This is a genomic window from Nitrosomonas ureae (assembly GCF_001455205.1).
GTDB lineage: Bacteria > Pseudomonadota > Gammaproteobacteria > Burkholderiales > Nitrosomonadaceae > Nitrosomonas > Nitrosomonas ureae.
This window is the reverse complement of sequence record NZ_CP013341.1, coordinates 911045-923328: the sequence shown is the minus strand read 5'-3', so window position 1 is coordinate 923328 and position 12284 is coordinate 911045. Positions and strand designations below refer to the sequence as shown.

10 protein-coding genes and 1 pseudogene are annotated in these 12284 nt (G+C 43.8%); 5 read left to right on the top strand and 6 right to left on the bottom strand.

Annotated elements, in window-relative coordinates:
* Positions 1-435: 435 nt before the first annotated feature.
* From ATY38_RS04355 to ATY38_RS04345, 3 genes and pseudogenes are all read left to right on the top strand, one after another.
* Positions 436-722, top strand: a pseudogene (locus ATY38_RS04355) (integrase core domain-containing protein); the annotation flags it as partial.
* Positions 723-984: 262 nt separating this feature from the next.
* Positions 985-1476 carry a chemotaxis protein CheW gene (locus ATY38_RS04350; RefSeq protein WP_062558227.1) on the top strand — a complete coding sequence of 164 codons (492 nt, stop codon included), beginning with the start codon at positions 985-987 and terminating at the stop codon, positions 1474-1476.
* Positions 1477-1522: 46 nt separating this feature from the next.
* On the top strand, positions 1523-3241 hold the full coding sequence (locus ATY38_RS04345) for a methyl-accepting chemotaxis protein (RefSeq protein WP_062558226.1): 1719 nt from the start codon (positions 1523-1525) through the stop codon (positions 3239-3241).
* A gap of 464 nt (positions 3242-3705) precedes the next feature.
* Here ATY38_RS04345 and ATY38_RS04340 read toward each other — a convergent pair whose 3' ends face one another.
* The 6 genes from ATY38_RS04340 to ATY38_RS04315 all read right to left on the bottom strand — a co-directional run bounded on the left by ATY38_RS04340 (position 3706) and on the right by ATY38_RS04315 (position 10286).
* Positions 3706-4602, bottom strand: a complete 897-nt coding sequence (locus ATY38_RS04340; RefSeq protein ID WP_418006991.1) for a septal ring lytic transglycosylase RlpA family protein — start codon at positions 4600-4602, stop codon at positions 3706-3708.
* A 68-nt stretch (positions 4603-4670) separates the two neighbouring features.
* Positions 4671-5771 (bottom strand): rod shape-determining protein RodA, encoded by a 1101-nt coding sequence (rodA, locus tag ATY38_RS04335; RefSeq protein ID WP_062558224.1) that lies wholly within the window; start codon positions 5769-5771, stop codon positions 4671-4673.
* A gap of 48 nt (positions 5772-5819) precedes the next feature.
* A complete protein-coding gene (gene mrdA / locus ATY38_RS04330; protein ID WP_062558223.1) occupies positions 5820-7733 on the bottom strand; it encodes a penicillin-binding protein 2 in 1914 nt (637 codons plus the stop codon).
* Complete coding sequence (gene mreD / locus ATY38_RS04325; RefSeq protein WP_062558222.1) at positions 7730-8305, bottom strand: rod shape-determining protein MreD; 576 nt, start codon at positions 8303-8305, stop codon at positions 7730-7732. Before mreD ends, mrdA begins: the two co-directional genes overlap by 4 nt.
* The gene (gene mreC, locus ATY38_RS04320) at positions 8262-9152 is read right to left on the bottom strand and encodes a rod shape-determining protein MreC (protein ID WP_062558221.1); all 891 of its coding nucleotides are present in this window, start codon (positions 9150-9152) and stop codon (positions 8262-8264) included. Before mreC ends, mreD begins: the two co-directional genes overlap by 44 nt.
* Positions 9153-9227: 75 nt before the next feature.
* Entirely contained in the window at positions 9228-10286 is a 1059-nt protein-coding gene (locus ATY38_RS04315; RefSeq protein WP_013646303.1) for a rod shape-determining protein, read from the bottom strand.
* A gap of 130 nt (positions 10287-10416) precedes the next feature.
* Here ATY38_RS04315 and gatC point away from each other — a divergent pair, with 130 nt between their 5' ends.
* Both gatC and gatA read left to right on the top strand, forming a co-directional pair.
* Positions 10417-10704, top strand: a complete 288-nt coding sequence (gatC, locus tag ATY38_RS04310) for an Asp-tRNA(Asn)/Glu-tRNA(Gln) amidotransferase subunit GatC (protein ID WP_062558220.1) — start codon at positions 10417-10419, stop codon at positions 10702-10704.
* A gap of 89 nt (positions 10705-10793) precedes the next feature.
* On the top strand, positions 10794-12242 hold the full coding sequence (gene gatA / locus ATY38_RS04305; protein ID WP_062558219.1) for an Asp-tRNA(Asn)/Glu-tRNA(Gln) amidotransferase subunit GatA: 1449 nt from the start codon (positions 10794-10796) through the stop codon (positions 12240-12242).
* The last annotated feature ends 42 nt before the right edge of the window (positions 12243-12284 follow it).

Below are 12284 nucleotides of genomic sequence, written 5' to 3'. Positions count from 1 at the left end.
GTTGCATAAAAGAAATCACAATCTGACGTAACTGACGCTAAGAAATTTATGAACAATCTCGTTTATCATTCCGAATATGGCAAGGAATATTTTGAATCAACAATATAGCTTTCTCTACGTACTCAAAATGACAGCCATCTAGAAACTCCTTAAACTCATTGTAAATCGATCTTGCGCGAAGTATTTTCCAATATGAAAATGAATTTGAAAGAAGATTGGTAAAGTCCGGTATCAAACTTAGTTCTGTCCTAACCCGGATTAAAAATGCGTCCTTATATTCTACCATTGCATCATCAGATAAATTGCTAGAGTGCTGTGGCTGTCAATCATCTCTTAAATTCTCCCGCCTAAAATTTAGGCAAGATACGTGAATTACCCGGTCAGTTTTCAATCGGTACAACAAGGCTTTTACGGTCAAGTTTCAAGCGGTGTCAACAGCCAAGGAAGATCCGCTGTGATAATGGGCCGGAAAATATCAGCGGCATGCTCAAAGTTGGGCACAAAAGCGAGGTATCCAGCTTGATTACATTCAACCAGGAAAACCACAGAATAAATGCCTACGTTGAACGCTATAACAAGACCGTTCGGCATGAAGGACTGGAGATGAATGAATTTTCAACCATTGAGGAAGCGCAACTTACCGCAACACAGTGGTTGTGGATTTACAATAATGAACGTCTGAGTATGGTACCGGAGGTATTGCACCAGCGATGAAGCTGACAGAAGCTTTTAAACTAAAAACTCTCTACTGTAATTTCCCATTAAAAATGGGGATTATCATTGGATCTGTAAATCGATAATCTTCTTACAGCAATTATTCATACAAATATAAAGTGATTTTGTGCACTTATTCCACGTTTGATTGGCTGCTGATTCAAATAGAATCAGCAAACTCATTTAAGAAAGAGTTTCTTTTTCCGTAAATCATAACCTGCGAACCAGCAGAAGGTTCGTGTTTTTCATATATAAAATGGAGTGAGATTTATGCTGCAAGAGCGACCTGCAGGTTCAACAGTTAGCCACTTTATTAATGAATTCCTGACTTTCCGCTTAGGAAATGAAGAATATGGAATAGAGATCCTCAAGGTGCAGGAGATTCGTGGCTATGATGCTATTACTAAAATTGCTAATGCGCCTGATTTTATCAAAGGTGTAGTCAATTTGCGCGGGATCGTTGTGCCGATTATTGATATGCGGATTAAATTTGAATTGAGCGACGTAACGTATGATCAATTTACCGTGGTAATTATATTAAATGTATCCGGACGTGTCGTAGGAGTCGTAGTGGACGGTGTATCAGATGTGATCACTTTGGAAGCCGAACAGATGCGACCTACACCGGGATTGGGTTCAGTAATTGACACTGAATATATTATGGGGCTAGGTGCCGTCGGTGAACGCATGTTGATATTGATAGATATTGAGAAACTGATGAATAGTGACAGTATGGGGTTGTTGGATCCAAGTATCAATTAATAAACATGGAAGTTTGTAAATTAAGATTAAGTTAAAGGAGAATTTGATGTTTAATAACATGACGATTAAATCAAGGCTGGTGTTTGTCATTGGCATGCTGTCGGTTTTGCTGATTGGTGTTGGCAGTATGGGAATATATGGCTTAAATCAGACCAATGACTCCTTGAGAGGCGTTTATGAAGATCGCGCGGTTCCATTGGGAGATCTTGGTTTGGTTCTGGATCGGATGCAACGCGCAAGACTTAATGCTGCTATGTCTGCTTATGGAAGGAGTGCTGAGATTGTAAAAGAACGCCAAGTTATGACGAATCAGAGAGATGCAGAGATTGCAGATCTCTGGAGAAAATATATGGCCACTAATCTAACGCCTGAGGAAGCGACGCTTGCTGAAAATTTTAATCAGCAATGGAAGATATATACAGAATCGCGAAATCACACAATGGCTTTAGCCGCTGCAGGAGATTATGATGCCGGGGTTGACAATTTGACAAATGATGCCGGCACTAAATTTGATGCGGTCCATGGAACCATGTTGAATCTGCTGGAATTGCAACGCAATGAAGCTTCTAAAGAATATGCAGAAGCACAAAGCAGCTATAACAGTATTTTCATGATTTCTTCTACGGTGATTACCTTGGGCGTATTATTGGCTGTGATTATCGGTTTCTTGCTGATAAGAGCAATTGTGATCCCATTGAATGAGGCGGTTGCGGTTGCGAATGCAGTGGCATCGGGTGATTTGACTAGTCATATTGATGTTCATTCAACTAATGAAACAGGACGTTTATTGCAAGCACTTAAAACTATGAATGAAAATTTAACAGATCTAGTGAGTAAAGTGCGCACAGGAACCGATCAGATTGCAACGGCTTCTGGTGAGATTGCCTCAGGTAATTCTGACTTGAGTCAACGTACCGAAGAACAGGCATCCAGTCTGGAAGAAACTGCATCCTCAATGGAAGAGTTGACTTCCACCGTGAAGCAGAATGCCGATAATGCGCGCCAAGCCAATCAACTGGCGGCAGGAGCATCTGAAGTTGCGGTAAAAGGTGGAGCTGTAGTTGGCCAGGTAGTGCAGACCATGAGCGCCATTAATGAAAGTTCCAAGAAAATTGTTGACATTATCAGTGTCATCGATGGCATTGCATTTCAGACCAACATTCTGGCGTTGAATGCTGCGGTAGAAGCGGCACGTGCGGGTGAACAGGGGCGTGGTTTTGCGGTAGTCGCGACGGAAGTGCGTACCTTGGCGCAACGCTCAGCGGCGGCGGCGAAAGAAATCAAGGAATTGATCAGTGATTCAGTAGCTAAAGTGGAAGATGGCACGCGTTTGGTGGATGAGGCGGGTGCCACGATGGATGAGATTGTAACTTCGGTTAAGCGAGTAACCGATATCATGAGTGAGATTTCTGCAGCTTCAAATGAACAAAGTTCAGGGATAGAGCAAGTCAATCAGGCTGTAACGCAGATGGATGAAGTTACCCAGCAAAATGCGGCACTGGTCGAAGAAGCTGCAGCAGCGGCGGAATCAATGAATGATCAGGCACAGGCTCTGACTCAGGCAGTCAGTATTTTTAAAGTATCTGGTGGAGCTGGCCGTGTACAAGGTATGCCAGTTAAAAGAAGCAATCGTACTGCATCAATCGCCAAGTTGCCGAATCGAGGCCCTGCGAAGAAGACAGTGGTGAAATCCAACGATGATTCGGGATCAACTCAGCCACGCAAAGTGGCGTCGGGTGGTGGAGATGATTGGGAAGAGTTTTAGTGTAAAGCTAAACAGGCTAATATAAATTTGGTGGCTACGGCTGAGTAGTCCTACTAAAGGAATCTGGATATGGCACCACTCAATTACTGAGTGGTGCTTTTTTATTCAACCCGAGAACACAATATTGTGTTTTCTCTTAAATCAAAATTTTGCTTGGCAATACACCAATCAAAGTATTTTGAATTTGTGAGTAGGGTTTAACCATATCACCACTGGAGTGTGGCAAAAGTCACAGTCATAGTTTGGATATAAGGGTAAATTCCCTCTCTGTTTTCATCTTCAAAAATACTCAGTAGGTATTACACTTAAAATCAGTTATCGCAATATTGAAATCGGAATGTAAAAATGTATCGATACCTGTACTGAGGAAGATGTTTTACATTTGAACGTTAATTGCGATGGATGATTTTATGACGAGGCCCTTTAATCCCTATTGCTTGCAATAGGGATTTTTTTTACCCGATTTAGTCATTTACCAAGACAGGCGTTATCGCAAGCTGTTGACTAATCGTATTGGCTGCCAACCTGGCAACTGTTGAATCTGGATAAGGGCCAACATGTATTTTGTATAAGCCCTTATTCTTGGTAATATTCACTGTATCTTTGAGTGCCGGAAGTCTCTTATGTATTTGGGAAAGAAAATTCTGTGCATTATCTGATGAGCCGAATGCAGCCAGCTGCAAATAGACCATGTTCATTTCTGCATTACTGTCGGCAACAGGCAGCGAGAGAGATGATTGGGAAGCTGTCAGCACTTTTTGTGCACCATTCGGTATGATGCTCTCAACCTCAACTTGTCCGCTACCACCAGCTAATATTCCCAATTTATATGCAGCAGTATAAGAAAGATCGATAATGCGGTCAGAAAGAAATGGGCCGCGATCATTCAAGCGCACAATCACCGACTTGCCATTCTCCAGATTAGTGACACGGGCATAACTAGGCAACGGCAATGTGGGGTGGGCTGCCGTCATTGCATACATGTCATAAACCTCCCCCACAGCTGTATTGTTACCATGATAGCGACGTCCATACCATGAAGCAATCCCACGTTTCCTGTAAGGCTCCAGGTTAGTCATGGGTTTAAAATGTTTTCCTAATGCGACATAAGGTTGCATATTGGCTGCCCGTAAGGGTTCAGCTTTAGGCACAGCATCCGGAACGAGATGCAGATTGGGAGGGGGATTATCTTCCGGACCATCGTCCAAATAATATCCGCCTCCCCGTCTGGTAATTCCAACTGCGCTAATACCAGATAACTCGGTTGCTATTGTTTTTTTCTGTCCTTGTGCGCTGCTACCACTATATTGTGGTGTGCTGCTGCACGCAGCCAATAATCCAAAAATTAATACAAGCGTCAATCCAAAAATTGATTGGGATAGTACAGAAAAATATTTATACACCTTAAGAAGTGGGGAATCAGAGTTTGTCATGTTTTTACTAGTTTAGGATGTGTGTGAATACTCATCAAAATACCAAAGCCAAGCAACATCGTAACCATGGATGTACCTCCATAACTCATCAGTGGAAGTGGTACACCTACAATCGGAAGAATACCGCTTACCATTCCCATATTAACAAATATATAAGTGCAAAAAGTCAATGTAATCGATCCTGAGATCAAACGTGTAAACTGGGTTGACGCATTTGCCGTAATTGCTATACACCGCCCGATTACTAGCAGATATAATAATAATAATACAGTATTTCCAATTAGCCCAAACTCTTCTGAAAAAACAGCAAAAATAAAGTCGGTGCTTTGTTCTGGCAAAAAATCCAATTGAGTTTGCGTACCATTTTGCCACCCTTTGCCCACCATTCCACCGGAGCCGATTGCAATGGAAGATTGAATGGTATGATAGCCGGCGCCCAAAGGATCCTGTGATGGATCAAGCAATGTCATGATGCGCTGCCGTTGATAATCGTGCATCACCGACCAAAGTACCGGCAAGCTTGCGGCCGCCGCTGTCACTAATCCGACAATAATGCGCCAAGACAATCCGGCTAGAAACAGAACATAAAAGCCGCTGGCAGCAATTAACAAGGCGGTTCCCAAATCCGGTTGTCGCAAGATTAGTAGAACAGGCAATAATAATAATATCGTTGCGCCTAAATAATCTCTCAAACGTAAAGTAATTTCATGCTTATCAAAATACCAGGCCATCATCAACGGTAGCGCGATTTTCATTAGTTCGGATGGCTGAATTCGAGTAACACCGATGCTAAGCCAGCGCCTGGCGCCATTGTTTATTTCTCCGAATAATGCAACGCTGATAAGTAAAATCAACCCCAACATATACATCGGTAATGCCAGACGCATTATTTGTTGCAGGGGAATATTTGCAACCAGCCACATAATTACCAGCGCTATCAATATATTGATCACTTGATTGCTGACTCTGGTTATATTTCCCCCGGTAGCGCTATACAACACAATCAGCCCTATCGCCATCAGTATGAGGATTCCTGCCAACAGAAAGTTATCTATATAGCGCGTAAGGTAGTACCAAATTTTTCTGATTTCAATCATGCATCATGTATGCTGGCCGATTATTAATTGTATATTTATTGATTCTTCTCAGAGATGATCATGCACGTGATTTTTGATCGGATCAATCAGATGTGCAAGATCTGCTTCAGGTAATTTCCCTAATAAAAAATAATCAAATACTTGTCTTGCAATAGGTGCTGCAGTTGAACCGCCGGTACCCGTATTTTCGACTAGAATTGCCAAAGCAATTATGGGGTTTTCTGCTGGTGCATAGGCGATAAACATTGCATGGTCACGGTGACGTTCATTGATCAGTTTTTCATTGTAGCGTTCTCCCTGTTTAATACCGACAACTTGTGATGTGCCGGTCTTGCCGGCAAAAGTATAGTCCGCATTAGCGCCTGCTTTTGCAGCAGTTCCTCCAGGACGGGTAACATCGACAAGCGCACTTTTAACAACTTCAAGATTTTTAGGCTTAAGATTTAAACTATAAAGCAGTTTTGCAGGGATATCCTCAACTTCCCCGGTTTGACTATTCTGAATTTGTTTAACCAAGCGAGGTAAATAGGCTTTACCATTATTTGCGATGATCATCGTGGCGAAAGCGAGCTGAAGGGGTGTAGTCAAATTGTATCCCTGCCCAATGGAAACAGAAATAGTATCCCCGGCATACCATTTTTGTTTATGTTGTCTCATCTTCCAAGCAGAAGAAGGCAATAACCCGGACACCTCTCCTTCAATGTCAATACCTGTTTTCCTTCCTAATCCAAATTGACTGATAAAATTGTGGATATTGTCTATTCCGAGATCGTTGGCAAGACTGTAGTAATAGGTATCGCAAGAAACCACTAAAGACTTGTGCAAATCGACTCTGCCATGTCCCCCCGGTTTCCAGTCCCGGTAGCGTCGACTAACGCCAGGCAAGGAAAAATATCCGGGATCGCTCATGCTATATTCAGCCGTGCGTTTTTCCAGTTCAAGTGCGGCAAGTGCCATAAAGGGCTTAAAGGTTGATCCTGGAGGATATACACCTCGCAGTGCTCGGTTATTGAGAGGGCGATCAATTGAATTGTTAAGCGAATTCCAGCTTTCCTGATCAATGCCGCCGATAAAGAGATTATTGTCATAACCCGGTTTGCTGACGAAAGCAAGCACTTCTCCATTATTGGGATCCAAAGCGACCAGTGCACCGCGGCGATCACCGAATGCCATTTCAGCAATTTCCTGCAGGCCAAGATCTAACGTAAGAATTAAATTATTGCCGGGCGTGGGTGGTGTTCGTGACAAAATTCGAATGGAGCGGCCCGCTGCGTCCGTTTCTACTTCTTCAAATCCTGTGATGCCATGCAGTTGTTTTTCGTAACTCTGCTCAATACCAATTTTGCCAATGTGATGAGAGCCGCGATAATTATGAAGTTCGCCATTACTTTCCAGTTGCTCGAGATCTTGATCATTGATACGGCTGATATAGCCAACCACATGTGAAACCATCTCCTTTTCGGGATATTGACGATATACTTGGGCTTTGATTTCGATACCAGGGAAACGGTAGCGATTGGCTGCAAAAGTTGCAATCTCAACCTCTGTTAAACGATTCCTGATAGGCAGACTCTTGAACCGCTTGCTCTCTTTTAGCAATTTTTTGAACCGCTGACGATCAGTCGGGGTGATTTCAATGATTGCCGCCAATTCATTCAGCGTCGTTTCAAGATCCTGAATTTTACTGGGTACAACTTCCAACGTATATGCTGAATAATTTTGTGCCAATATTCTTCCGTTTCGATCAGAAATCAACCCCCGATAGGGAACCAGTGGTGCAATGGAGATACGATTTGCTTCTGCCAGCGTATGGTAGTGTTCCTGCTGAACAACCTGTAAGAAATAGAAGCGTGCATAAAGCAACAGGAACAGAACAAGAACAAAGCCTGCGCTAACAGTAAGCCGCATACGAAATTTGTGCAGCTCAACCGGATGATTTCTTAGTTCTACACGTTGTCTCATAATGCATTAGAGTCTGGTTTTGGCTTCAATAGCAAGGTCATCAGGAAGGAGGCGGGCGCCCATAGCAAGGCACCTGTCACAGTAGCAAGAAAATATCCCCAGCCAGGCAGTGCTGATCCGTTCGATAATGCTATTAGAATGATGACTATTTGCATTATGAGCAAGAAAAAGCCAATTTGAGGTGCTTGCTTTAGCAAATTGAATAATCGTAAACGCCGACCGAAAATTAGCGTCAGATAAAAAATGACGCAATAGGCCAAAGCATGTTGTCCCAATATCCCGGCATTGCCAACATCCACCATCAATCCCATGCCAAATGCCACGCTCATGCCCAATTTGTAGGGATGATTGACATTCCAGTAGGTTATTGCAAGTGCTACGAAATCAGGGCGCGAGATTAAAAGATCCCCTTGCAATGGCAGAAAATTGAGTATGAGCCCGATTATCAGGCTTGTGGCAATAAACCAATTACCGGCAGGAACATACATATCCTGCCTCAAGTAGTTTTCTTTAATTGAATTGTTCTCTTTAATTCGTTCCGGATCCAATTGTTGACATCTCTTGGGAATCATTAGATTCTGTCTGCGCCAAAGACAAAACTAAAACTTGCCGATTCCGATCCACGCCAGCGATCGGGGTACTGGTAACAAGCGCAAAATCACCCATCGGGTCCTGCTCAATCTTGCGCACAGTTGCAACAGGAATCCCCGGGGGATACACTCCTCCAATTCCTGAGGTAACTAATAAATCATCTTGCTGAATATCCGTATTTACCGACAGATAGCGCAATTCCAGTTCATTGTTTTTGCCAGTTCCGGATATGACTGATCGTAGACCATTGCGAACAACCTGGATCGGAACCGCGTGATCCTTATCTGTCAAGAGTGTTACTTCAGACGACCAGGGATATAACAGGGTAATTTGTCCAATGATACCTTTATCATCAATCACTGCCTGACCCAACTCAATATCATGATAACTACCTTTATTCAAGGTGATTTTATGATTAAACGGATCACGTGGAGTATACTGAATTTCTGCTAATACCACCTTTGTTTTGGTAGTGGTTTCGATTTCCTGTACTGCACCTAACAAGCGGCGTAAGTGCGTATTCTCAGCTTCCAGTGCGTCCAGCCTCAGCAACTGTTCACGACGTTCCAGATAAAGCTGTCTCAATTTGATATTCTCTTCGAGTAAATTGAAACTGGTAATAAATTTTTCAACTTGATCATAGATATCTGCAGGAGTATAAGCGATTCTTTGTAACGGAAATATAATCACGCCAATGGCTTGGCGCAGCTGAGGAAAATATTTGAAATGCGTATCTTCTGCAATCAGCAAGCAGGATAGCATCGCAAATATAAACAATCGTGCAAGCGGGCTTGGACCATGCCTGAAAAACTGTGGCGCTGTTTCCATTAAGTTTCGTCTTCAAGAAAAAGACTTAATTTTGTACTAGAAAGAAAATAAAAGTAAATAATAACTCGACACGAGTTAGTCGCGAGCAAAAATGCCAATGGAGCGATCCATATTTTCCAACGCGATTCCGGCTCCACGTACTACACAGGTCAGTGGATCATCGGCAACGATGACCGATAAACCGGTTTCTTCCATTAATAATCGATCAACATCCCGCAACAAAGCTCCACCCCCGGTCATAACCATGCCTTTATCAGCTATATCCGCGCCCAATTCCGGCGGGGTATGTTCCAAGGCCGATTTAACTGCACTGACAATACTATTGATTGGTTCAGTCAGCGCCTCCAGAATTTCATTACTGGAAATGGTGAAGCTACGCGGTATTCCTTCCGCAAGATTGCGACCTTTTACTTCAATTTCCCGTACTTCGGAGCCGGGAAACGCTGAGCCGATTTCTTTTTTAATGATTTCCGCAGTAACTTCACCGATCAGCATGCCATAATTGCGACGAATATAATTGATGATGGCTTCATCAAACTTATCTCCTCCAACACGTACAGAATTGGAATAAACGATACCGCCCAGAGAAATAACACCCACTTCTGTAGTGCCGCCGCCGATGTCAACCACCATCGAACCCGTCGGAGACTCCACTGGAAGATCAGCTCCCAATGCAGCTGCCATCGGTTCCTCGATCAGCTCAACCTTGCGTGCGCCCGCGCCATAAGCTGCTTCACGAATAGCTCGGCGTTCCACCTGCGTGGAGCCATAGGGTACACAAATTACAATGCGTGGGTTGGCGGAAAATAGGCGTGGCGGATTCACTTTGCGGATAAACATCTTGAGCATCTGCTCCGTCACGGTAAAATCTGCAATCACACCATCTTTCATAGGGCGGATTGCGGTGATGTTGCCCGGAGTACGCCCAAGCATTTGTTTGGCTGCAAGACCCACCTGCTGGATCATTTTTTTTCCGTTGGCTCCACTTTCTTCGCGAATAGCCACTACTGAGGGTTCATCCAGCACAATACCTTGGCCATGGACATATATCAGTGTATTGGCTGTGCCCAAATCAATCGCCATGTCTGTTGAGAAATAGCTTCCAAGAATACTGTTGTTCAAGAAATTAAACATAGTGGCAATATCCAATATTAGTAATTATGATGAGAGCGAATAATAAATAAAACCATCAAAAAATAATACGCCAGTTAAACTGCGGCATGATACCCTAATACTTCTTTGAATATAAGGTTACCTATTTAAAATGACTTTATCTGTTAGTGATGTAAAACGGATTGCTGACCTTGCCTATATTGAGATTAACGATAACGAGGCTAAAGAGGTTTTGGGTCAGTTATCCGGTATTTTTGATCTGATAGAAACCATGCAAGCAGTGGATACTTCAACAGTTGAACCCATGTCTCATGCGCAAAGTGTTTTGCAACGCCTCCGTGATGATGAGGTCACTGAAACTGATCAGCACGAATTATATCAATCGATCGCACCACAAGTCGAAGCCGATCTCTATCTGGTTCCACAAGTCATTGAATAGGCACGTAGCGGGATAAGTCCACAGAATTTCATAGAACTTAAGTACCCCCATTATACGCAACAATTTATTTTTCCTTAATCAATAAATCCATGTTTAATGCCAGTCTTAAACAGCTCTCAAACCAGCTTGCCGAAAAAAAATTTTCCAGCACTGAATTAACCACCCAATTCTTGCGGCGCATTAAACAATTTAATCCTGAATACAACGCTTTTATTACGATCGACGAAGAAATAAGCCTTGCCCAAGCAAAAGCGGCAGACAAAATGATTGCCACGGGGCAGGCCGGTCCATTAACCGGAATTCCAATTGCGCAGAAAGATATTTTTTGCGCCAAAGGCTGGCTGACTACATGCGGCTCAAGGATGCTGTCAAATTTTGTTTCACCGTATGATGCCGGTGTCATTGAACGTTTCAATCAGGCTGGCGCGATCAATATCGGTAAAACCAACATGGATGAGTTCGCCATGGGATCAAGCAATGAAACATCCTATTATGGCATGGTAAAAAACCCCTGGGATATTGCGGCAGTGCCTGGCGGCAGTTCAGGCGGGGCGGCGTGTGCCGTTGCAGCCCGATTAGCACCCGCGGCAACCGGTACCGATACGGGCGGTTCGATTCGCCAACCCGCAGCATTATGCGGTATTTCCGGAATTAAACCGACCTATGGATTGGTGTCGCGCTACGGCATGATCGCCTTTGCCTCCAGTTTGGATCAGGGTGGACCGATGGCTAAGTCAGCCGAAGACCTGGCGTTATTGCTGAATGTCATGACCGGATTCGATCCGCGTGATTCCACCAGCTTGCGGCGGGATGCAGAGGACTACACGCAGGATTTGCAGAAACCTTTAGCCGGTTTGCGCATTGGTCTACCGAAGGAATATTTTGCCGAGGGCATGAGCCAGGATGTCGCAAACGCGATCGAAAAGGCTTTAATCGAGTATCGTAAATTGGGCGCGCAGACTGTCGAAGTTTCATTACCCAATGCACCATTGTCGATTCCGGTTTATTATGTGTTGGCGCCTGCAGAAGCATCGAGCAATTTATCCCGTTTCGATGGGGTGCGCTACGGTTATCGTGCCCCATCATACAGCGATCTGGCGGACATGTACCGCAAAACGCGTGCACAAGGTTTTGGCGCGGAAGTGAAGCGACGAATTCTAATCGGTACTTATGTGTTGTCGCATGGTTATTATGATGCCTACTATATCAAGGCGCAGAAACTGCGCCGCCTGATCGCACAAGATTTTACTGAGGCCTATAAACAATGCGATATCATTATGGGGCCTACCACTCCTACCGTCGCATTTAATCTGGGAGAAAAAAGCGGTGATCCGATCCAAATGTATTTATCGGATATCTATACCAGTGCGGCAAACCTGGCCGGAATGCCGGCGATGTCGATCCCGATCGGTTTTGGTGACAAAAACCGGCCCATCGGTTTACACATCATGGGTAATTATTTTAAGGAAGCACAAATGCTGAATATTGCGCACCAATATCAATTGGTGACAGACTGGCATTTGAAGTTGCCTGTTTAAAGCTATCGTTCATTCATGAAATCAGTCATCTAGCCGGAAATC

Bases quoted from the DNA above. Each gene is read 5' to 3' on its own strand.
- ATY38_RS04350 (WP_062558227.1), top strand. From the start codon at position 985: ATGCTGCAAGAGCGACCTGCAGGTTCAACAGTTAGCCACTTTATTAAT.
- gatC (WP_062558220.1), top strand. From the start codon at position 10,417: ATGACTTTATCTGTTAGTGATGTAAAACGGATTGCTGACCTTGCCTAT.
- rodA (WP_062558224.1), bottom strand. From the start codon at position 5,771: ATGATTGAAATCAGAAAAATTTGGTACTACCTTACGCGCTATATAGAT.
- ATY38_RS04345 (WP_062558226.1), top strand. From the start codon at position 1,523: ATGTTTAATAACATGACGATTAAATCAAGGCTGGTGTTTGTCATTGGC.
- gatA (WP_062558219.1), top strand. From the start codon at position 10,794: ATGTTTAATGCCAGTCTTAAACAGCTCTCAAACCAGCTTGCCGAAAAA.
- mrdA (WP_062558223.1), bottom strand. From the start codon at position 7,733: ATGAGACAACGTGTAGAACTAAGAAATCATCCGGTTGAGCTGCACAAA.
- ATY38_RS04315 (WP_013646303.1), bottom strand. From the start codon at position 10,286: ATGTTTAATTTCTTGAACAACAGTATTCTTGGAAGCTATTTCTCAACA.
- mreC (WP_062558221.1), bottom strand. From the start codon at position 9,152: ATGGAAACAGCGCCACAGTTTTTCAGGCATGGTCCAAGCCCGCTTGCA.
- mreD (WP_062558222.1), bottom strand. From the start codon at position 8,305: ATGATTCCCAAGAGATGTCAACAATTGGATCCGGAACGAATTAAAGAG.